Below are 19,678 nucleotides of genomic sequence, written 5' to 3' on the forward strand. Positions count from 1 at the left end.
ACAGTGCGCCCGGTTGGCGGCCTCGCGGCGCACCCGCCGCCCGCCCCGCCCGAGGCCGGTTCCCGTGCCGGACGGCCGGGCCGTCAGCGCAGCCGGACCGCCACCGTCACCACCGCGCCCCGCTCGCCCGCCGTGCCCGTGCCGGACCCGACCGCGAACCGGTCCGCCACCAGCCGCGCCAGCCACAGCCCCCGCCCCTTGGGCGCGCCGTCCAGGCCCGGCAGCAGCTCAGGGATCACCGTCTCGCTGAAGCCGGGGCCGGCGTCGCTGATCCGGCACTCCAGCTCGTCCCCCACCCGCCGCAGCACCAGCCGCCCCGCGCCGCCGGCGTGCTCCACGGCGTTCCCGGCGATCTCGTCGACCGCGAGCACGAACTCCCCGCGCCGCGGCTCGTTCAGCCCCTCCCGGGCGGCGCACTCCTCGACCAGGAGCCGCAGCTGCGGCAGCAGCCGCGCGGTGAAGCGCCGCTGCAGCAGCCGGCGCCCGGCCTCCTCCACCGGCTCCTTCGCCCGACCGTGACCGGCCGGTTCCGGATTCAGCACGGCCGTACCACCTCCCTCGGCGCCCGCCGCGGCACCGCCTCGGCGCCCGGCCGCCGCAGCATCCGCTGCTGCCCGCGGCCGCAGCGCGATTCGACCAGATCGTGTCCCGTGGCGCCCCGGGCCGGCGTGCTCTTCGACGAGCGGACGAACGCGGTCCGATGGGCGGTGTCCGCCTCGCCGACGAAGCGCAGCGCCCCGCCCGGCCCGCGCACCGTCCGCGGACCGCTCAGCCGCTCCGGCACGGCCCGCGGACGCGACCGCTCCCTCGCGGCCACCCTCGCCGGGTCGAGCCGCCGGCGGTCGTACGCGCAGTGCCCGGTGTACGGCCGCCGCCCGGTGTGCTCCTCGGCCGTCGCCCGGTCGGTGGCCGCGCGCAGCTGCCCCGGCTGCCGGGCGGCCGTGAACTCGGCGTCCGGCCCGATGAGTTCCCGCACGCCGGTGACCACCAGCCGGCCGCGCTCGCGCGCCCGTACCGTGCTGCGGCTGGGGAAGCCGATCCGGGCCGGTACCTCTTCCTCCGGTTCCTCCGGCACGTCCGCCCGGCGGACCTCGTCGTCGCCGTGGCCCGCGAAGGTGTGGTCCCCGGGGCGCAGGCGCCGGACGGGGATGAGGGGGCCGCTCACGGCATCCCTGGCAGGCATCGGCACAGCAGCTCTCTGTCTCCCCCCGCGGCCGGTCCCGTCGGCGGCGCTGAGCGCTCACTGTAGGCAGCCGCCGACCGGCCCGCAACGAGGGCGGCGGCGGCCGCGTGCGGCCGTCAGCCGAGTATCTCGAACGGGTCGCCGACGCGGAGCGTGCCCGCACCACGGGGGATCAGATTCTGGCCGAACACCAGTTGGCCGCCGAAGCGGCGGTGGCGGGCGAGGGTCCGCAGCGGCTCCTTGCCGCGCTCGGCGGTGCGCTGGTCGATGGTGGTCACCACGCAGCGCCCGCTGGGCAGGGCCACCTGGAACTCCACCTCGCCGATCCGCACCCGTCGCCAGTCGTCCTCCGCCCAGGGCGCCGTACCGGCGATCACCACATTGGGCCGGAAACGGCTCATCGGAAGGGGCCCCTCGTCGGCGTGGTCGCCCTGCGCGATGAGGGAGTTGAGGGCGTCGAGCGACGAGGCGGTGGTCAGCAGCAGCGGATAGGCGTCGGCGAAGCTGACGGTGTCGCCGGGCTCGCTGTAGTGGGGGTCCACGGGGCGGCGCATCTCCGGGGCGTCCATGTGCAGCAGCCGGCACTCGACGCCCAGGAAGCCCTGGCACCAGGCGGCCGCCTCGGGGCCCGCGGGCACCGCCTCGACGACGTCGTCGAAGACCTGGACCGGGACCGTGCCCAGCGGCTCGGGCACCTCGACCACCAGCGGCGGCATCCCGGGCGCGGTCAGCCGCAGGGTGCCGCCGGGCAGCGGCTCGGCACGGGCTAACGCCAGCCTCTGCTGCTGGCGTTGGGTGATCTGCCGGCCCGCGGCGTCGGCGACCAGCCACCGCCGGTCCCCGGCGAGCCCCCACGGCTCGACGACCGCATCGCCGGGATCGGCCCCCGCAAGTCCCTTGACCGGATAGATGTGCAGCGACTGGATCTGTGGCCTTGACATGGCCCCATCCTGCCAGCCGCTTCGCACATCTGGTCGAGCGGGCGGTTCAGTACCCGCGCGGCGGATACTGGCGGCCGTACCCCGGCTCGTCGAACGGTGAGACGGGCCGCGGCGCGACCGGGGCGGCCGGACGCATCGCCTCGTACCCCGTGCCCATGCCCGGTGCCGGGCGCTGGTGCTGCTGCGGGGGCTGGTAGCCGCGATGGCCCGCCTGCTGCGGGATGTACGGCGCCGGGGTGTGCTGCAGCGGGGCGGCCGGCTGCGGCACGGCGCCCGGATACCCGTGGCCGTGCGCGGGCGCGGACGGCGCGGAGGGCAGCGCGGGCAGGGCCGGCAGCGAGGAACCGGTCTCCCAGGGGGACGGGTTCACCCGGATCGGGGCGATCTGCGGCGTACCCCGCTCTGCGACGAGGCTGTCGTAGATGGGGGTGTCGGGGAAGGAGGGCGATGCGTAGTAGCCGCCGCTGTAAGTGGAGCGGGGGGAGGTCATGCCTCATAAGTTAAGCCCACGATGTGTCGATTGGGGAGCCTGACAAGAGGGTTGTTTTACGGGTTCGGAGAGGTCCTGGGTCCGCAATGTGAGCGAACTTGTGAAAATCGGTCGCGATCGCCCGTAGGGATCGTGTAAAGACCTCGCTTCCAGCGGATGAACAGGGGGCGTTCGGGGCGTTCCCGGCCAAGTGGGTTGGTGACGGCCACGGCTGATGGGGTACGAGGACTCACGACGAGGGGACGGCGCGGCGATGTCGATGCGCAAGCCCGCCGCCCGTGTCCCGTCGGCCGCCGTTGCCGGCCGGTCAACCGGTGGCGTCAATTCCGCGCCGCCCGGCCAGGCTGCCCCGGGCCCCGGGCCCCGTTCCCGTCCGCCTGACGAAAGCCACCGTCACGAAGGACGCCCCGGCCGTCTCGTTGACGAAGCGGGAGACGAAGCGGAGGGCCTCCGGCGTGCTGCGGGGCCGGTTCGACGGGAAGTGGCCGCTCTCGACCGGAAGTGACCGCTCAGGGCGCGCCGTAGGTGCGGCCCTTCCATGCGGCGCCGCGCCCCCGGTGGTGCTGCACGGCCGAGTCCACGGTCATCAGGAGGTAGAGCAGCGCGGTGAACGGGAGCAGCGGTGCCGCCCAGGGCGGCTGCCGGTAGTGGCGCAGCATCGGCAGATACGTCCCGCACATCACCGCCCAGGCCGCGCCGCCCAGGCCCGCGGCCACCGGGTCGCCGGCCGCGAGACCGGCCAGCAGGGCGGCCGGCGGCACCAGGTAGACCAGCGCCAGCCCCAGGACCGTGCCCAGCAGGAGCGGCGGCCGGTGGCGGAGTTGGGCGTAGGCGCTGCGGGAGACCATCCGCCACAGTTCCGCCAGCCGCGGGTACGGGCGCACGCTGCGCACCCGGTCCGCCAGCCCCAGCCAGATGCGTCCGCCGGAGCGCTGCACCGCCCGCGCCAGCGACACATCGTCGATCACCGCGTGCCGGATCGCCTCCGGGACGCCGGCCCGCTCCGCCGCCTCCCGCCGCAGCAGGACGCAGCCGCCGGCCGCCGCCGCGGTCCGGGCGCCCCGCCGGTTGACCCACCGGAACGGGTAGAGCTGGCCGAAGAAGTACACGAAGGCCGGCACGATCAGCCGCTCCCAGCCGGTCGCCACCCGCAGCCGGGCCATCTGCGACACCAGGTCCAGCTCGTGGGACCGGGCCGCGGCCACCAACTCCCGCAGGCTGTCCGGCTCGTGGGCGATGTCGGCGTCGGTCAGCAGGAGGTACTCGGGGGCGGTGCGCTCCCGCGCCAGCGCGATGCCGTGCCGGACCGCCCACAGCTTCCCCGTCCAGCCCGGCTCCGGCTCACCGGGCGAGGCGACGGTCAGCGGCAGCCCGCCCCCGCCGGCCGCCAGCTCGCGGGCGAGCGCGCCGGTGCCGTCCGTGCTCCCGTCGTCGATCAGGAAGACCTCGGCCCGGCCGGGGTACTTCTGCGCCAGCAGCGTCGGCAGGCTCGCCGGCAGCACCGCCGCCTCGTCCCGCGCCGGGACCACCACCGCCACCGACGGCCAGCGGTCCGGATCCCGGCGGGCCGGCAGCCGGACGTCGGTCCGCCAGAAGAAGCCCTGCCCCAGCAGCAGCCAGATCCAGGCCACCAGGGACACCGCGGCGATCCACTCCATCGCGTCCACGGCCGCAGTCTGCCCCACCGGGGCCGCCGCGGGCCGGTGCCCGGCAGGGACTCGCGGCCCCCGCCCCCTTCCGGTCCTGTCCGGCCCGGTATGACAAGCAGGACGGCCCGTTGAGTAAAGTGTCCGGGTGAAGATCGCGCTGATGGACTCCGGAACCGGCCTGCTCCCGGCGGCCGCCGCCGTGCGGCGCCTGCGGCCGGACGCGGATCTGGTCCTCTCCACCGACCCCGACGGCCTGCCGTGGGGCCCGCGTACCCCCGACGACGTCACCGCGCACGCCCTGGCCGTCGCCCGGGCCGCCGCGGCGCACCGCCCGGACGCGCTGATCGTCGCCTGCAACACCGCCTCCGTGCACGCGCTGCCCGCGCTCCGTGCCGAGCTGGAGCCGGCCATCCCGGTCATCGGCACCGTCCCGGCGATCAAGCCCGCCGCGGCCGGCGGCGGCCCGGTCGCCATCTGGGCCACCCCCGCCACCACCGGCAGCCCCTATCAGCAGGACCTGATCGCCCGCTTCGCCCAGGGCGTCGCGGTCGCCGGAGTGCCCTGCCCGGGCCTCGCCGACGCCGTCGAGCAGGCCGACGAGGACGCGATCGACGCCGCGGTGGCCGCCGCCGCCGAGCGCACCCCGCGCGACATCCGGTCCGTCGTCCTCGGCTGCACCCACTACGAGCTGGTCGCCGAACGCATCCGCGCCGCCCTCCAGCAGCCCGGCACCCCGCCGCTGGTCCTGCACGGCTCCGCCGAGGCGGTCGCCGCCCAGGCACTCCGCCGGATCGGTGCCGAACCAGCCCCCGCGGCCGCCCCCACCGGCACCCTCCACGTCCTCCTCAGCGGCCGCCCGGGCACGCTCCCCGAAGTGGCCCTGGCCTACGCGGAGGGCCGGCTGCTCGCCGGCGCCGTCCCGGCCGCGCCGCGCACCGTGTGACGCGCCGCCTGCCACACGGAGCCATCCCGGGCCACAGGTTGCGAAGGCGCGTACGCTGCGTCTCATGAGGGACCACCCCCAGGAGGGGGCCGCAGCCCCCGGTGAGCACGGAAGTACCGACGGTGTACCGGCCGGTGGCCGACCGGCCGGCGGCGCGCATGCGGAGATTCCCGAGGTCTGGCACGGCCGGGCGTCCAACCGCGTCCAGTGGCTGCTGTCCTCCGTGGGCGCGGCCTGCATGGCGCTGGGCATCGGCCTCGCGGTGAACAGCACCTGGACCTCCGGGCTGGCGCCCCTGGTGATGGCCGTGGTCGGCTGTGTCGCGGCCGGGCTGCTGGTGCTCTTCGGCACCCTCGCGTTCGTCCATGTCGCGGTCCGGGTGGACGCGGACTGCCTGGAGGTGCGGTGCGGCCACATGGGCCTGCCGCGCCGCCGGATCCCGCTGGACAGCGTCGTCGACGCGGACTTCGCGCCCCGGGTCACCCCGCGCCACTGGGGCGGCTGGGGGTACCGCTGGCGGCCCGAGCAGGGCACCGCCGTGATCGTCCGCCGCGGTGAGGCGATGGTGCTCCGGCTCGGTGACGGGCGGACGTTCACGATCACCGTCGACGATGCCGAGGGCGCGGTGCGCTGCGTCCGCGAACGACTCCGGCTGCGCCGCCCGGCGTCGGCGGCCTAGGGCGTACCGCGTCCGCTCGGGTCGGGGCCGGTGATCGTCCCGTAGGGTCGGGGCATGGCGATCCCCGACTTCATCCGCGACCTCCGGGCCGACATCGGCACCAAGCTGCTGTGGCTGCCCGGGGTGACCGCGGTGGTCCTCGACGACGCCGGCCGGGTGCTGCTGGGCAGGCGGGTGGACACCGGCGGCTGGTCGGTGATCGGCGGCATCCCGGAGCCCGGTGAGCAGCCCGCCGAGACCGCGGTCCGCGAGGTGTACGAGGAGACCGCGGTCCGGGTCGTCCCCGAAGGGGTGGTCCTCGTCGAGGCCATGCCGCCGGTCCGGTATCCCAACGGCGACGAGTGCCAGTTCCTGGACGTGACACTGCGCTGCCGGGCGGTCGGCGGCGAGGCGCGGGTCAACGACGACGAGTCGCTGGAGGTCGGCTGGTTCTCCGTGGACGCCCTCCCGGAGCTGGACGACTACGCGCGCACCCGGATCGGGAAGGCGCTGGCGGGCGGGCCGACGTGGTTCCAGGGGATGGCCGTGCCGGAGGAGGCCGGCGGGACTTCGGACTCGCTCGTCCAGTAGTGACCGGTGGTCGGCCGGGGCCTACAGCTCGGTGGTCGACGGCTCCTCCATGGGGAGCGAGGACTCGTCGGGCGCGCCGGGCTCGTCCGGGGGGCCGCTGGGGCCGGGCCCCTGGCCGGAGTCCTCGGTGTGCATGGCGCGCTCGCCCTGTCGGCACTCGGTGACCCAGGTGCCGGTGGGGCCGGCGTCGTACTGGCAGGCCCAGCCCCGCACGGCCAGCGATCCCGGGTGTCCGGCCGACTGCGGCGGCGCCCGCAGGAAGAACTCCTTCATCACCGCGCGGGCCTCGTCGCAGCCCACCGTGCCGCCCGCGCCGGGGTCCGCGTAGAGGGCGACGCCGTGCGCCTTGCCCAGTGCGTCGGCGATGGCGCCGCAGCTCACCGGCTGGCCCGGGATGGTGGGGGAGCCCTGCGGCTCGGGTGCGTCGGGCGCCCCGCCCGGGCCGGACGCGGACGTGGTGGCCGGTGCCTCCTCGCGGTCCTCACCGGTCCCGCAGCCCGCGGCGGCCAGGGCGAGCAGCACAGTCGGCACGGCTATCAGCCTCCGCATGTCGGCCTCCTTGTGGCGGCGGTGCGCGGTCGGCGCGCTGTGTCGTTCGACGCTGGGGTGGTTCGACGCCAGGCGCCTGTGCGTTGGGTCGATGGCCGGGACCGCGGCGCGGCCCTTTCAGCCCTGACTTCGGCCCTGACCCATCGGACAGACCGTAGGAGGCCCGCGGGGGGCGGGGCGATCCGGGGCGGCCGTTCGGGTGAACGCGCGGTGCCCGGGGCCGGGCGCCGGGCGGTGTCCGGCGGGGCCCTGTCGTGGCGCGGCCCGCGCTGCGATCACGCGCGGATGACCGCGAAGCGCAGCTCTGATACGTCCGGTACACCTGATGTGCCTGGTGTCCCTGGTACTCCCGGCATCCTGCCGCCCGCGCCCCGAGCCCTCGGCCCGGTGGCCCTCGATCTGCGCGACCGGACAGCCCTGGTCACGGGTGCGGCCAGCGGTATGGGACGGGCCTGCGCGCGCGGCATCCCCGAGGAGCGGGTGCTGACCGGCGTCCTGCTGGCCGATGCGGCCCTCAAACGGCTCGTCGAGCCCGAGGGGGTCGCCGAGGCGGTGGCGTACCTCTGCACGCCGCAGGTGTCGTACTGGGGGCGGAGAGCCGGGAGTTCATCGAGCGGCGGGCGCGGGCCGGGTTCGTCGGGGAGTGGGCGGTGCGGGCGTTGGCCCGGCACGGCCTCGCTGACCGGCTGCTCGAACGCGCCACACCCCAGGGCGAGTTCGTGTTCCGCTTCGACGGCGGGCGGCACGCGGTACGGACCGCCCGGCTCTCGGGGCGGTGGCATTTCGTCTACGCGCAGCGGCTGTTGGTCGGCGATCTTCTCGCCGCGTACGACGCGGACCGGGGGCCGGTCCGTGAAGACGACCGGTGAAGTCGGCCGTACGGTGGTGGTCCGCCAGCGGCCGGGTGCGGGGCGCGGAAGCGGCGCGCTCGGCCGCTGTACGGGCGTGTCAGGCGGTCGCGTAGACGCGGCGGTCGAATTCGGCGATCTGGGCGTCGTTGAGCGTCTTGGCCAGGTTGGCCTCGGTGATCATGCCCACCAGTTGGTGACCGCCCTTGACGTCGATCACCGGGAGGCGCTTGATCCGGTGCGTTTCCATGGCGCGCAGGACATCGCTGGCGTCCGCGTCGGCGTCGATCCAGTGGACCTTGCTCTGCATGCTTCCGGCCTGCACCGTCGCCGGGTCGATGCCCTCGGCACAGCACTTGATGACGATGTCACGGTCGGTGATCATCCCCGTCAGCTTGTTGTTGTCACCGCAAATCGGCAACGCGCCGACCTTCAGGTCACGCATCATCTGTGCTGCGTCCTTCAACGACTGGTGCGCGCCGACGCATTGCACTCCGCCGGTCATGATGTCCCGGGCTCGCAGGTTGCCGGCCATGATTCCTCCCGCTGTCACAGGGTTCTTCTCAGGGCTTCTCCGGAGTGTTCGTCGCATGGCGTCCGCATGGTCCGCGGGGCGCCCACACTTCGATGACACCACGAATGGCGCAAGGTCGCTTCCGGGGCCGGGACGCCGTCGGCCGGCCCGAAATCCGGCTGCCGTACGGGCGGGAGACCGCTGCCGCCGCACCTGCTGCCGCACCGAGGAAACGGGCATATCGTGCATAGTGTGGTAGGGCTCCGGGGGGTCGGACAAGGCTATCCGCGGGGACACCTCCCCGCTGGGCCGGGCCCGACTCCGCGCTCCACAGCGCTCCGTGAATCCGCTGGATCCGCCCGGGAGTCCGCTCGTGGATCCGTTCGTGAATCCGCTCACCGAAAGATTCGTGAATCCGCTCATCGAAAGAAGGGTTCCGATGCATGCTGCGCTCAGCCCCGCTGAACTCGCCAAGCTTCGCCGGCAGCGGCCCTATCCGGCCGTGTCGGTGCTGATGCCCACGCATCGCCGTGAGCCGGACAGCGCACAGGACCCGGTCCTGCTGCGGAACATGCTCGCCGAGGCCAAGGAGCGGCTCCAGGCCGATCCGAACGTCTCCAGGGAGCGACGGATCGACGTCATCGAGCAGTTGGACAAGGCGGCGGCCGAGGTCGATCTGACGCACGCCGAGGAGGGCATGGTCCTCTTCGCCGCGCCGGGGGAGCACCAGGTGTGGTCGCTGGGCCGCACGGTCCCGGCCCGGGTGGTGCTCTCGGACACCTTCCTCACCCGCAATCTCGTCGCCGCGCACGCCGCCGAGCACCCCTTCTGGGTGCTGGCGCTCTCCGCCGACCACGTCAGCCTGTGGAGCGGCGCGGCGGACCGCCTCACCGAGCTGCGGCGCGGCGGGTTCCCGCTGACCCGCAGCCTGGTCGATCCCGACCCCGAGGACCAGTTGCAGGTGGGCGAGGTGCCCAGCACCTTCAGCGACGAGCACACCCGCAAGTTCCTGCGGGAGGCGGACACCGCTCTGGCCACCGTCCTCAAGGCCGACCCGCGGCCGCTGTACGTGGTCGGTGAGGCGGCGGCGCTCTCCCTCTTCGACGACGCGGGGATGGTCATGCGGGGCGGCACCGGCATCAAGGTCACGGTGACTCAGGTACCGCAGGCCGGGCTGGCCGCCGGCCCGCCGGAGCCGCTGTGGCAGGCGGTCCGCCCGTACGCGGAGAAGCGCGCGGAGGCCGAAGTCGCCGATGTGCTGGCCGAACTGGTCCGGGCGCGCGGGCGGCGGGCCTTCGCGGCCGGAGTGGACGAGATCCGGCAGAACGCGGAGAGCGGCCGGGTCGCTCTGCTGGCAGTGGAGGAGAACTACCGGGAGACCGTGCGGGACGTCGGCGGCCACCTGACGCCGGCCGAGCCCGGTGAACGGGACGCCGTCGACGACATCGTGGACGCGATCGTGGAGCGGTCGCTGGACACCGGCGCGGAGGTGCGTTTCGTACCGGACGGTGTGCTCGCCGAGGTGGGCGGGATCGCGGGGACGCTGCGGTATTAAGGAGCTGGCTACGTAAGGAGCCGGCTACGGCAGTGGCAACGGTGGTCAACAGGCAGCCTGTTGACCACCGTTGCCACTGCCGTAGCCACTGTGGCGCCGCTACGCCGGTAGCAGATGGAAGTGGCGGGTGAACCAGTCTCGGGCGAGGCTGGACACCTTGTCCAGCGCTCCCCGCTCCTCGAAGAGGTGGGTCGCGCCGGGCACGACCTCCAGCCTGTTCTCGCAGACCAGCGCGGACTGCGCCTGGCGGTTGAGGTCCAGTACCAGGGTGTCGGCGCCGCCGACGATCAGCAGCGTCGGGGCCTGTACGGCCGAGAGCAGCGAGCGTCCCGCGAGGTCGGGGCGGCCGCCGCGGGAGACCACGGCGGCGATGTCCGCGTCGGGGTAGGCGGCGGCCCGCAGCGCGGCCGCGGCCCCCGTGCTCGCGCCGAAGTAGCCGATCGGGACGCGCTCGCGGGCCCGCAGCCAGCGGGTGGCCTCGGCCAGTCGCCGGGCCAGCGTCTCGATGTCGAAGACCTTGGCCCGGTCGGCCTCCTCGGCCGGGGTGAGCAGGTCGAAGAGGAGGGTGCCCAGGCCCGCGCGGTTCAGGGCGGTGGCCACCGCGCGGTTGCGGGGGCTGTGCCGGCTGCTGCCGGAGCCGTGCGCGAACATCACGACCGGCCCGCCCGGTACCGGCAGGGTGAGGTCCCCGACGAGCCGCACCGGCCCGGCCTCGATCCGCACCTCCTCCCAGTCGCCCGCACGGTGCGCCGTCGTCGTACGGGCGCCGTGCGCCGTACCGGGCCGGGCGGCGGTGCCGCTCGCGGCCTGGGCCAGCAGGGAGACCACCTCGTCGTCGGAGGTCTGCGAGAAGTCCTCGTACCACTCGCCCACCGCCGCGAACGCATACGGGGTGGACAGGCAGACGAACTCGTCGGCCGCGGTGCGCAGGCGCTCGGCGGCGTCCGGCGGGGCCACCGGCACGGCCAGCACGACCCGCGCGGCGCCCTGGGCACGGACCACCTGGCAGGCGGCCGCCGCGGTCGACCCGGTCGCGATGCCGTCGTCGACGACGATCGCGGTCCGGCCGTCGAGCGGCAGCCGCGGCCGGCCGGCCCGGAACCGCTCGGCCCGGCGCGAGAGTTCCGCCTCCTCGGTGCGCTGCACCGCGTCGACGTCCTCGGGCGCGACCCGGCCCCGGCGGATGATGTCCTCGCTGAGGACCCGTACGCCGCCCTCGCCGATCGCGCCGAAGCCCAGTTCCCGCTGGTACGGGACGCCGAGCTTGCGGACCACGATCACATCGAGCGGGGCACGCAGCGCCTGGGCCACCTGATAGGCGACGGGGACGCCGCCGCGTGGCAGGCCCAGGACGACGGGTTCTTCCTTCTCCAAGTGGCGCAGCGCCTCGGCGAGCCGCCGTCCGGCGTCTGCGCGGTCAGTGAACAGCACAGTGTGCACCCCCTACCCAGGGGAGACGAAAGCCACGTCCACACCTAAATCCGGAATAACTCCGTACCGGTCGTTCCGCAAGCCGCGCTGGTCAATGCGCCGGGCTGGTCATTCCGGAGGTCCGGGTGGCGTGGCCGGTGTGGCGGCGGGCGGAGCGGCGGTCAGCAGGGCGGTGATCTCCGGTACCGACCACCGAGGGTGCACCCCCGGGCACGTGGCGAGATACTCCGCCGTGCGGAGCGCCGACCAGGCGTGTGCGGCGCCGATGCCGGTCCCGATCAGGCGCAGATAGGCGGGCGAGGGCGGGTTCGGCGGGACGTCGGTGCTCCGCCAGGGTGCCGTGAACGTCAGGACCGGGTGGCCGTCGAGCCGGCCGGCGCAGACCAGCGTCTCGTAGCGGCCGGGGCCGAGGCGGGCGCGCCCGTGGGCGAGGACCTCCGCCAGATCGAGGTCCGCGGCCGGCTCCCGGTACATCTCCTGCGCCGCCACGTCCGAGAACTGAGAGAGTGTCAGGAGGTGGGCGTGAGCGGGGATTTCGCCGTCCGCGTCGGGGTCGTAGAAGGCCCGGCCGCCGGTCCACACCGCGGACTCGGTGGCGAAGTACAGCCGCCCGCGCAGCAGCACCGGCGCGCTGCGCCGCGGCCGCCGGGGATCGCGGCATCCCGGGAACTCCCGCAGCCCGCCCGGCGGACGGCCGCCGGCGAGGTAGCAGCCGAGCCGTTCGGGGTGGGTGTTGGAGCCGTACGCGGCGTACCAGACATGGGTGACGGGGAGCGGACGGGTGGCGTTCCCGTCGGCGTCGGCGTTGGCGTCGAAGGGTTCCGGGGCGCGGGGCGCGGTCACCTCTTCACGGTAGCGCCCGCGACGGCGGGCGGGCGTGCGGGCCGGCTGCGGGAGCGGGGGCGGCCTCGCGGGGGCAGGATGACCGTATGCTGCTCGCCGCTCTCGCACGGGTCTCGGCCGAGGTCGCCGCCACGTCGGCCCGGTCGCGGAAGACCGCGCTGCTGGCCGAGCTGTTCCGGGCCGCCGCCCCGGAGGACGTCCCGGTGGTCATTCCCTACCTGGCCGGGCAGCTGCCCCAGGGCCGGATCGGCGTCGGCTGGAGTGCCCTGCGCGACCCGCCGCCGCCCGCCGACCGGTCCACCCTCACCGTCCGCGACGTGGACGCCGCACTGACCGCCCTGGCCCGGGTCGCCGGCCCCGGTGCCCAGGCCGAACGGCGCCGGCTGGTCGGCGCGTTGCTCGCCACGGCCACCGCGCAGGAGCAGCGGTTCCTCCACGGGCTGCTGACCGGTGAGGTGCGGCAGGGCGCGCTGGACGCGCTCGCCGTCGAGGGGCTCGCGGCCGCCACCGGCGCGCCGCCGGACGCGGTGCGGCGCGCGGTGATGCTGGCCGGCTCGCTCCCGGACGTCGCCCGGGCGCTGCTCGCCGAGGGCCCGGCGGCGCTGGCCGGTTTCCGGCTCACCGTCGGCCGGCCGGTCGGGCCGATGCTCGCGCAGACCGCCGCCTCCGTGGACGAGGCGATCGGCCGGCTCGGCCGCTGCGCCGTCGAGGAGAAGCTCGACGGCATCCGGGTCCAGGTGCACCGGGACGGCCCGGACGTCCGGATCCACACCCGCACTCTCGACGAGGTCACCGACCGGCTGCCCGAAGTCATCGCCCTCGTACGGGAGTTGCCCGCCGGGCGCCTCGTCCTCGACGGTGAGGTGATCGCGCTGGGCGCGGACGGGCGCCCGCTGCCGTTCCAGCGGGTCGCCGGCCGGTTCGGCTCCCGGACGGACGTCGCCGCGGCCCGCGCCGCCCTCCCGCTGACCCCGGTCTTCTTCGACCTGCTCGCGCTCGGCGACCGCGAGCTGCTGGACCTCCCCGGCGACCGCCGGCACGCCGAACTCGCCGCCGTCGTACCGGAGTCGGCGCGGGTGCGGCGCTGTGTCGTCGAGGACCCGGACGACCCCGGCGCCCGCGCCGCCGCCGCGGAATTCTTCGCCGACACCCTGCGGCGCGGCCACGAGGGCGTCGTGGTCAAGTCCCTGGACGCGCCCTACGGCGCCGGCCGCCGGGGCGCCGCCTGGCTGAAGGTGAAGCCGGTGCACACCCTGGACCTGGTGGTCCTGGCGGCCGAGTGGGGCCACGGCCGCCGCACCGGGCGGCTCTCCAACCTGCACCTGGGGGCACGGTCCGCGGACGGCGGTTTCGTCATGCTCGGCAAGACCTTCAAGGGACTCACCGACGCCACCCTCGACTGGCAGACCGAACGGCTCCGGCAGCTGGCGGTGGCGGACGACGGCCATGTGGTGACGGTCCGTCCGGAACTCGTAGTGGAGATCGCCTACGACGGACTGCAGACCTCGCCGCGCTACCCGGCCGGGATCACCCTCCGGTTCGCCCGCGTGGTGCGTTACCGCGAGGACAAGACGGCCGCGGAGGCCGACACCCTCGACACCGTGCTCGCCGCGCACGGATGACACGGCGGGACCGGCGAGCGAAGGGGCGAGCGAAGGGACGAGCGAAGGGGACGAACGCACGGGACGAGCAAGCGGGACGAACGATCGGGGCGAAGGGAGTGCGGGAGCGGATGGCCGGGAAGCGGAGTGCCGGGCTGCTGCTGTACCGCGGCGGCGCGGACGGCGGCATCGAGGTGCTGCTGGCGCACATGGGCGGCCCGCTGTGGGCCCGCCGGGACGCCGGTGCCTGGTCGGTACCGAAGGGCGAGTACCTGCCGCCGGAGGAGCCGCTGGCGGCGGCCCGCCGGGAGTTCGCCGAGGAGCTGGGTATGGCGCCGCCGGAAGGGCGGTACCTGCCCCTGGGGGACGTCCGGCAGTCCGGCGGCAAGGTGGTGACGGTCTGGGCCGTTGAGGCCGACCTCGACCCGGACCGGATCCAGCCGGGCACCTTCGAGATGGAGTGGCCGCGCGGCTCCGGGGTGCTGCGGACCTTCCCGGAGATCGACCGGGTCGCGTGGTGGAGCCCACGGGAGGCGTATGACCGGCTGATCGCGGCCCAGCGGGCGTTCCTGGACCGGCTGGCGGACGTCCTCGCCGGGGGCGGGGCCGGCGAGAGCCGCTGAGGGCCCGTGCCGGCAGTCAGGTTCATGGCAAGAGTTCTGCTGCCCGAGGCTGCCCGAGGGTGCCCGTAATGAGTCGCAACGATGAGAAACGAGATGAGAAACGATGAGAAATGCGCCCGTTTCCGATCGCTTCCGAGCGCCGATTTTCGGGTCTGCGCCGCTGGTCCGGGCCCCTTCGGGCCCCTGCGAAGGCCCGTCTCCGCCGTCGGAGCCCGCCCGCGTACGCCGATGGCACACCGGTGGTGCCGGGTAGCGCGGCGCTTAGGCTGGACGGCATGAGCTCGGAGATGCGGTCGTTGGCGGTCACCCCACTCGTCCAGGAGGACGAGTGCGCGGTGCTGCGGGTCAGCGGTGAGCTGGACCTCCGCACCGAGCAGACGTTCCTCGCCGAGGCCCGGTCCGTCGTCTCGGCCGGCCACCGCTTCCTCGTGCTCGATCTGACCGCCCTGCGGTTCTGCGACTCCCGGGGCCTGAGCTGCCTGCTCGCCCTGGAATGGCTCTGCCGCCGCCTGGAGGGCCGGCTGCTCCTGGCCTCCCTGGGCGTGCGGATGCTCAAGCTGCTGGTCGGGACGCAGTCGCTCGGGGTCTTCTCCTGCTATCCGACGGTCGGCCACGCCCTGGCCGCGGTCCCCGACGGCAGCCGTCCTGCATGGCCGCCGCCCGAGGACCCCGCGGACTGACCGCCGCCCCCCCCGCGAGCCGGCTGCGCCATCTGGGGGAGCGGTCACGCCTGCGGGCGAAGCGGCCCGGCCCGACCGCGCTGACCCCTGTGTGTGACGCTCCGGCCTCCCGGCCGCCGGCCTCACCTCCCGCGACGCCGCATGGACGGCCGGCCCCCGGCCCGTCACCATCGAAGGGCACCGGCCCCGCGGCCCCGCCGCCGGGACGGTCCACGGCGTGACGACGTGCCCACCCGACCATGTGACGACGGGAAGGCGGCCCGGATGGCCCACTCCACGGCTTCGGCACCCTCGCTCCCCGACCCGCAGCCCGCCCCGCTCCCCGCCTCCGCCGACGTCGTGATCATCGGCGGCGGGGTGATCGGCGCGAGCATCGCCTTCCACCTGGCCGAGGCGGACGCCGGCCGGGTGCTGCTGCTCGAACGCGACCTGCCGGCCGGCGGCTCCTCCGGCAAACCGCTGGGCGGGGTCCGCGCCCAGTTCTCCGACCCGCTCAACATCCGGCTCGGCCTGCGCAGCCTGGACGCCTGGCGGGACTTCGCCCGCCGCCCCGGCGCCGACATCGGCCTGCAGACCGTCGGCTACCTCTTCCTCCTCGGCGACGAGACCGAACGCGACACCTTCGCCGCCGGCATCGAGCTCCAGAACGCCCACGGCGTGCCCAGCCGCCTGATCACCCCGCGCGCCGCCCGCGACCTGTGCCCCTACGTCGACCCCGGCACCCTCGTAGCCGCCGCCTTCTCGCCCACCGACGGCTACGCCACCCCCAAAGCCGCCGTCACCGGCTACCTCCGCGCGGCCCGCCGGCTCGGCGCCACCGTCCGCACCCGCTGCCCCGTCACCGCCATCGACACCGCCGACGGCCGCCTCCAGGCCGTCCGCACCCCGCACGGCACCGTCCGCACCCGCACCGTGATCTGCTGTGCCGGCGCCTGGTCCGCGCAGGTCGGCGCGCTGGCCGGGGTCAGCCTCCCGGTCACCCCGCTGCGCCGGCAGATCGCCTTCACCGGGCCGCTGCGCCCCCGCCCGCCCCGTATCCCCTTCACCCTCGACTACGCCTCCACCCTCTACTTCCACAACGACGGTGCCGACGGGCTGCTCCTCGGCCTCTCCGACCCCGCCCAACCACCCGGCCACGAGCGGGAGTTCAGCCGCGAATGGCTGGTCCCCTTCCGGGCCGCCGCGGCCCGCCGGGCACCGGCGCTCGCCGGCCTGCCGGTCACCGGCGGCTGGGCCGGCCTCTACGAGATGACCCCCGACCGCAACGCCCTCATCGGTGAGGCCCCGCACCCCGGGCGCTTCCTCTACGCCACCGGCTTCTCCGGCCACGGCTTCCTCCAGGCCCCCGCCGTCGGCGAGCTCGTCCGCGACCTCTACCTGCGCCGCGAACCCTTCCTCGACATCGGCCCGCTCGCCGCCACCCGCTTCGACGCCCACCACGCCGCGACCCGGCCCGAGGCCCACATCATCTGAATCAGACGAATGAGAAGAACAGGGCGAATAGGCGACTCGGGAGAGGAAGATTCCGAGCCGGCCCCGCAGAGGAGACCTCATGGCACATCCCCCGGCCACGATCCCCACCTGGCGGCTGCGCGCCGCGTTCGCCCGCCGGCTCTCCGCCATGTACGGCACCGAAGTCCCCGCCTACACCACCCTCCTGGAGGTCGCCGGGCAGATCAACGACGAGGTCGCGGGCCGGGATCCCGACGCCGGCCGGCTCGGCAGCCTCGAACGGGTCACCGCGGAACGCCACGGCGCCATCCGCGTCGGCACCCCCGGTGAACTCCGCCAGGCCGCCCAGATCTTCGCCGCCCTCGGCATGCACCCGGTCGGTTTCTACGACCTCCGGGACGGCGCCGTCGGCGCGGTCCCCGTCGTCTCCACCGCCTTCCGCCCCACCGACCCCGCCGAACTCGACCGCAACCCCTTCCGGGTCTTCACCTCGCTCCTCACCACCGGCGACCGCCGCTTCTTCGACCCGGACCTGGAGGCCCGCCTGACCGCCTTCCTCGCCCGGCGCCGCCTCTTCCCGCCCGAACTCCTCGGCCTCGCCGAGCGCGCCGAACGCGAACAGGGCCTGGACGAACCCGCCGCGGAACGCTTCCTGACCCTCGCCGTCGGCGCGTTCACCCTCTCCGCCGAGCCCGTCGACCGCGCCTGGTACGCCGAACTGGAACGGATCTCCGCGGTCGCCGCCGACATCGGCGGCGTCACCACCACCCACGTCAACCACCTCACCCCGCGCGTCCTGGACATCGACGCCCTCTACCGGCGGATGGGTGAGCGCGGCATCACCATGATCGACCGCATCCAGGGGCCGCCGCGCTGGGCCGGCCCCGACGTCCTGCTGCGCCAGACCTCCTTCCGCGCCCTGGCCGAACCCCGCACCTTCCGCGACGCCGGCGGCCGGCTCACCCGCGGCGCGCTGCGCGTCCGCTTCGGCGAGGTCGAGGCCCGCGGCATCGCCCTGACCCGCACCGGCCGGGCCCGCTACGACGCCCTCATGGCCGAGACCGACCGCCGGACCGCCGAGCACCCCGACACCGACCGGCAGGCCACCGCCCGCGCCGTATGGAACGACGGTTTCCCCCGCACCGAGGCCGAACTCGCCGCCGAGCGGCTGGCGTTCTTCGCCTACCGGCCGGTGACCGACCGCCCTCGCGACGGCCGCCGCCCGTCCGCCGGTCTCCCCGCCCTGCTCGCCGACGGCTGGCTCACCGCCCGTCCCCTCGTCTACGAGGACTTCCTGCCCCGCTCCGCCGCCGGCATCTTCCACTCCAACCTCACCGGCGACGGCACCCGCGACCCGCACCGCGACGGCACCCCCTTCGACGCCGACCGCCTCTCCGCGGCCCTCGACCGCCCGGTGCTCGACCCGTTCGCGCTCTATGGCGAACAGCAGGAGCGCTCGCTGCGCCAAGCCCTGGCCGCCCTGGACACGCCCGTACCGCCCAACGCCTAGTCACCTACCGTGAACTGCAAGGGAGTTGTCGTCGATGTCCGTCAGCGCACAACCCGCCACCCTCGGCCTTCCCGGCACCGACGCCCTGCGGGCCCGGGCCACCACCGCGCTGCGCCGCTGCGGCGCCGCCGGGCTCGACGCGTACCCGGACGCCGTCCCCGGGGACGGCGCCACGGTGGCCGCCCGCACCCCGCTCACCGGCGCCGTCCTCGCCCATCTGCCCGCCACCACCCCCGACCAGGCCGAGGCCGCCCTCGCCGACGCCCAACGCACCTTCCTCACCTGGCGCACCGTCCCCGCCCCGGTCCGCGGCGCCCTGGTCAAACGCCTCGGCGAACTCCTCACCGCCCACCAGGAGGACCTGGCCGATCTCGTCACCCTCGAAGCCGGCAAGATCCGCTCCGAGGCGCTCGGCGAGGTCCGGGAGATGATCGACATCTGCGACTTCGCGGTCGGCCTCTCCCGCCAGCTCTACGGCCGCACCATCGCCGGCGAACGCCCCGGCCACCGGCTCTCCGAGAGCTGGCACCCGCTCGGCGTCGCCGGAGTGATTTCCGCCTTCAACTTCCCCGTAGCCGTGTGGTCCTGGAACACCGCCCTCGCTCTGGTCTGCGGCGACCCGGTGGTCTGGAAGCCCTCCGAACTGACCCCGCTCACCGCCCTCGCCTGCACCGCTCTGCTCGCCCGCGCCGCCGCCGACACCGGCGCCCCGCCCGGCGTCCACCACCTGCTGCTCGGCGGCCCGCGCCACGGCGAACTGCTCGCCGACGACCCCCGGGTGGCCCTGCTCAGCGCGACCGGCTCGGTGCGGATGGGGCGCCAGGTGGCGCCGCGGGTCGCCGCCCGCTTCGGCCGCTGCCTGCTGGAACTCGGCGGCAACAACGCCGCCGTGGTCGCCCCCTCCGCCGACCTCGAACTCACCGTCCGCGGCGTGGTCTTCGCGGCCGCCGGCACCGCCGGCCAGCGCTGCACCACCCTGCGCCGGCTGATCGTCCACGAGGACCTCGCCGACCGCCTCGTCGACCGCGTCGCGCACGCCTACGAGCGGCTCCCGCTCGGCGATCCCTACCGGCCCGGCACCCTCGTCGGACCGCTGATCAATCCCGCCGCGTACACCGCGATGGCCGAGGCGCTGGCCGCCGCGCGGCGCGACGGCGGCACCGTGCTCACCGGCGGCGACCGCCGCTTCGCCGACGAGGCCCCCGACGCCGCCTACGTCCGCCCCGCCCTCGTCCGGATGCCCGGGCAGACCGGGATCGTCCGCACCGAGACCTTCGCCCCGATCCTCTACGTCCTGACCTACCGCACCCTGGAGGAGGCCATCGCCCTGCAGAACGGCGTGCCGCAGGGCCTGTCCTCCAGCATCTTCACCCGCGACCAGCGCGAGGCCGAAGCCTTCCTGGCCGCCGACGGCTCCGACTGCGGCATCGCCAACGTCAACCTCGGCACCTCGGGCGCGGAGATCGGCGGTGCGTTCGGCGGCGAGAAGGAGACCGGCGGCGGCCGGGAGTCCGGCTCCGACGCCTGGCGCTCCTATATGCGCCGGGCCACCAACACCGTCAACTACTCCGCCGACCTGCCGCTCGCCCAGGGCGTCGACTTCCTCTGAACCGCGCC

General features: G+C 74.9%; 20 protein-coding genes and 1 pseudogene. 12 read left to right on the forward strand and 9 right to left on the reverse strand.

Features of this window, described 5'->3' with window-relative positions:
- Window positions 1–83: 83 nt before the first annotated feature.
- From ACRAS8_RS29705 to ACRAS8_RS29725, 5 genes are all read right to left on the reverse strand, one after another.
- Window positions 84–542, reverse strand: a complete 459-nt coding sequence (locus ACRAS8_RS29705; protein WP_438489058.1) for an ATP-binding protein — start codon at window positions 540–542, stop codon at window positions 84–86.
- A complete protein-coding gene (locus tag ACRAS8_RS29710) occupies window positions 536–1,165 on the reverse strand; it encodes a hypothetical protein (protein WP_438489059.1) in 630 nt (209 codons plus the stop codon). The genes ACRAS8_RS29705 and ACRAS8_RS29710 overlap by 7 nt, the downstream gene beginning before the upstream one ends.
- A gap of 134 nt (window positions 1,166–1,299) precedes the next feature.
- A complete protein-coding gene (locus tag ACRAS8_RS29715) occupies window positions 1,300–2,124 on the reverse strand; it encodes an MOSC domain-containing protein (RefSeq protein WP_438489060.1) in 825 nt (274 codons plus the stop codon).
- Between the two features lie 46 nt (window positions 2,125–2,170).
- Complete coding sequence (locus ACRAS8_RS29720) at window positions 2,171–2,614, reverse strand: DUF6643 family protein (RefSeq protein WP_438489061.1); 444 nt, start codon at window positions 2,612–2,614, stop codon at window positions 2,171–2,173.
- Between the two features lie 509 nt (window positions 2,615–3,123).
- Window positions 3,124–4,272 carry a glycosyltransferase gene (locus tag ACRAS8_RS29725; protein ID WP_438490636.1) on the reverse strand — a complete coding sequence of 383 codons (1,149 nt, stop codon included), beginning with the start codon at window positions 4,270–4,272 and terminating at the stop codon, window positions 3,124–3,126.
- Between the two features lie 136 nt (window positions 4,273–4,408).
- On the opposite strand from ACRAS8_RS29725, the gene ACRAS8_RS29730 reads away from it, so the two are divergent.
- The 3 genes from ACRAS8_RS29730 (at window position 4,409) to ACRAS8_RS29740 (ending at window position 6,455) form a co-directional block, all read left to right on the forward strand.
- Complete coding sequence (locus tag ACRAS8_RS29730; RefSeq protein WP_438489062.1) at window positions 4,409–5,206, forward strand: glutamate racemase; 798 nt, start codon at window positions 4,409–4,411, stop codon at window positions 5,204–5,206.
- Between the two features lie 64 nt (window positions 5,207–5,270).
- The gene (locus ACRAS8_RS29735) at window positions 5,271–5,885 is read left to right on the forward strand and encodes a hypothetical protein (RefSeq protein ID WP_438489063.1); all 615 of its coding nucleotides are present in this window, start codon (window positions 5,271–5,273) and stop codon (window positions 5,883–5,885) included.
- Between the two features lie 54 nt (window positions 5,886–5,939).
- A complete protein-coding gene (locus ACRAS8_RS29740; protein ID WP_438489064.1) occupies window positions 5,940–6,455 on the forward strand; it encodes an NUDIX hydrolase in 516 nt (171 codons plus the stop codon).
- Window positions 6,456–6,476: 21 nt separating this feature from the next.
- Here the strand turns inward: ACRAS8_RS29740 and ACRAS8_RS29745 are convergent, their stop codons facing one another.
- Window positions 6,477–7,004, reverse strand: a complete 528-nt coding sequence (locus ACRAS8_RS29745; protein ID WP_438489065.1) for a hypothetical protein — start codon at window positions 7,002–7,004, stop codon at window positions 6,477–6,479.
- 447 nt (window positions 7,005–7,451) lie between these two features.
- On the opposite strand from ACRAS8_RS29745, the pseudogene ACRAS8_RS29750 reads away from it, so the two are divergent.
- Together ACRAS8_RS29750 and ACRAS8_RS29755 are read left to right on the forward strand one after the other, a co-directional pair.
- Window positions 7,452–7,589: pseudogene (locus tag ACRAS8_RS29750) on the forward strand (3-hydroxybutyrate dehydrogenase); the annotation flags it as partial.
- A 65-nt stretch (window positions 7,590–7,654) separates the two neighbouring features.
- Window positions 7,655–7,873, forward strand: a complete 219-nt coding sequence (locus ACRAS8_RS29755) for a hypothetical protein (protein WP_438489066.1) — start codon at window positions 7,655–7,657, stop codon at window positions 7,871–7,873.
- A 79-nt stretch (window positions 7,874–7,952) separates the two neighbouring features.
- On the opposite strand, the gene ACRAS8_RS29760 is transcribed toward ACRAS8_RS29755, so the two are convergent.
- Entirely contained in the window at window positions 7,953–8,387 is a 435-nt protein-coding gene (locus tag ACRAS8_RS29760) for a CBS domain-containing protein (protein ID WP_438489067.1), read from the reverse strand.
- Between the two features lie 418 nt (window positions 8,388–8,805).
- Here ACRAS8_RS29760 and ACRAS8_RS29765 point away from each other — a divergent pair, with 418 nt between their 5' ends.
- A complete protein-coding gene (locus ACRAS8_RS29765) occupies window positions 8,806–9,921 on the forward strand; it encodes a baeRF3 domain-containing protein (RefSeq protein ID WP_438489068.1) in 1,116 nt (371 codons plus the stop codon).
- A 99-nt stretch (window positions 9,922–10,020) separates the two neighbouring features.
- Here the strand turns inward: ACRAS8_RS29765 and ACRAS8_RS29770 are convergent, their stop codons facing one another.
- Together ACRAS8_RS29770 and ACRAS8_RS29775 are read right to left on the reverse strand one after the other, a co-directional pair.
- A complete protein-coding gene (locus tag ACRAS8_RS29770) occupies window positions 10,021–11,352 on the reverse strand; it encodes a phosphoribosyltransferase family protein (protein WP_438489069.1) in 1,332 nt (443 codons plus the stop codon).
- 108 nt (window positions 11,353–11,460) lie between these two features.
- The gene (locus ACRAS8_RS29775) at window positions 11,461–12,195 is read right to left on the reverse strand and encodes a histone deacetylase (protein WP_438489070.1); all 735 of its coding nucleotides are present in this window, start codon (window positions 12,193–12,195) and stop codon (window positions 11,461–11,463) included.
- A gap of 86 nt (window positions 12,196–12,281) precedes the next feature.
- Between ACRAS8_RS29775 and ACRAS8_RS29780 the strand changes: the two genes are divergently transcribed.
- From ACRAS8_RS29780 to amaB, 6 genes are all read left to right on the forward strand, one after another.
- Window positions 12,282–13,817 carry an ATP-dependent DNA ligase gene (locus tag ACRAS8_RS29780; RefSeq protein ID WP_438489071.1) on the forward strand — a complete coding sequence of 512 codons (1,536 nt, stop codon included), beginning with the start codon at window positions 12,282–12,284 and terminating at the stop codon, window positions 13,815–13,817.
- A gap of 110 nt (window positions 13,818–13,927) precedes the next feature.
- Window positions 13,928–14,419 carry an NUDIX domain-containing protein gene (locus ACRAS8_RS29785; protein ID WP_438489072.1) on the forward strand — a complete coding sequence of 164 codons (492 nt, stop codon included), beginning with the start codon at window positions 13,928–13,930 and terminating at the stop codon, window positions 14,417–14,419.
- Window positions 14,420–14,694: 275 nt separating this feature from the next.
- Window positions 14,695–15,099 (forward strand): STAS domain-containing protein, encoded by a 405-nt coding sequence (locus ACRAS8_RS29790; RefSeq protein WP_438489073.1) that lies wholly within the window; start codon window positions 14,695–14,697, stop codon window positions 15,097–15,099.
- Between the two features lie 264 nt (window positions 15,100–15,363).
- On the forward strand, window positions 15,364–16,572 hold the full coding sequence (locus ACRAS8_RS29795) for an NAD(P)/FAD-dependent oxidoreductase (RefSeq protein WP_438489074.1): 1,209 nt from the start codon (window positions 15,364–15,366) through the stop codon (window positions 16,570–16,572).
- 79 nt (window positions 16,573–16,651) lie between these two features.
- Window positions 16,652–18,061 (forward strand): 2-oxoadipate dioxygenase/decarboxylase, encoded by a 1,410-nt coding sequence (gene hglS / locus ACRAS8_RS29800; RefSeq protein WP_438489075.1) that lies wholly within the window; start codon window positions 16,652–16,654, stop codon window positions 18,059–18,061.
- 34 nt (window positions 18,062–18,095) lie between these two features.
- A complete protein-coding gene (gene amaB, locus ACRAS8_RS29805) occupies window positions 18,096–19,670 on the forward strand; it encodes an L-piperidine-6-carboxylate dehydrogenase (protein WP_438489076.1) in 1,575 nt (524 codons plus the stop codon).
- Window positions 19,671–19,678: the final 8 nt, after the last annotated feature.

The sequence above is a fragment of the Streptomyces sp. S186 genome, from assembly GCF_051603415.1.
Taxonomy (GTDB): Bacteria; Actinomycetota; Actinomycetes; order Streptomycetales; family Streptomycetaceae; genus Streptomyces.

Bases quoted from the DNA above. Each gene is read 5' to 3' on its own strand.
- ACRAS8_RS29765 (WP_438489068.1), top strand. From the start codon at position 8,806: ATGCATGCTGCGCTCAGCCCCGCTGAACTCGCCAAGCTTCGCCGGCAG.
- ACRAS8_RS29715 (WP_438489060.1), bottom strand. From the start codon at position 2,124: ATGTCAAGGCCACAGATCCAGTCGCTGCACATCTATCCGGTCAAGGGA.
- hglS (WP_438489075.1), top strand. From the start codon at position 16,652: ATGGCACATCCCCCGGCCACGATCCCCACCTGGCGGCTGCGCGCCGCG.
- ACRAS8_RS29790 (WP_438489073.1), top strand. From the start codon at position 14,695: ATGAGCTCGGAGATGCGGTCGTTGGCGGTCACCCCACTCGTCCAGGAG.
- ACRAS8_RS29760 (WP_438489067.1), bottom strand. From the start codon at position 8,387: ATGGCCGGCAACCTGCGAGCCCGGGACATCATGACCGGCGGAGTGCAA.
- ACRAS8_RS29740 (WP_438489064.1), top strand. From the start codon at position 5,940: ATGGCGATCCCCGACTTCATCCGCGACCTCCGGGCCGACATCGGCACC.
- ACRAS8_RS29745 (WP_438489065.1), bottom strand. From the start codon at position 7,004: ATGCGGAGGCTGATAGCCGTGCCGACTGTGCTGCTCGCCCTGGCCGCC.
- ACRAS8_RS29780 (WP_438489071.1), top strand. From the start codon at position 12,282: ATGCTGCTCGCCGCTCTCGCACGGGTCTCGGCCGAGGTCGCCGCCACG.
- amaB (WP_438489076.1), top strand. From the start codon at position 18,096: ATGTCCGTCAGCGCACAACCCGCCACCCTCGGCCTTCCCGGCACCGAC.
- ACRAS8_RS29785 (WP_438489072.1), top strand. From the start codon at position 13,928: ATGGCCGGGAAGCGGAGTGCCGGGCTGCTGCTGTACCGCGGCGGCGCG.
- ACRAS8_RS29725 (WP_438490636.1), bottom strand. From the start codon at position 4,272: ATGGAGTGGATCGCCGCGGTGTCCCTGGTGGCCTGGATCTGGCTGCTG.
- ACRAS8_RS29795 (WP_438489074.1), top strand. From the start codon at position 15,364: ATGGCCCACTCCACGGCTTCGGCACCCTCGCTCCCCGACCCGCAGCCC.
- ACRAS8_RS29720 (WP_438489061.1), bottom strand. From the start codon at position 2,614: ATGACCTCCCCCCGCTCCACTTACAGCGGCGGCTACTACGCATCGCCC.
- ACRAS8_RS29735 (WP_438489063.1), top strand. From the start codon at position 5,271: ATGAGGGACCACCCCCAGGAGGGGGCCGCAGCCCCCGGTGAGCACGGA.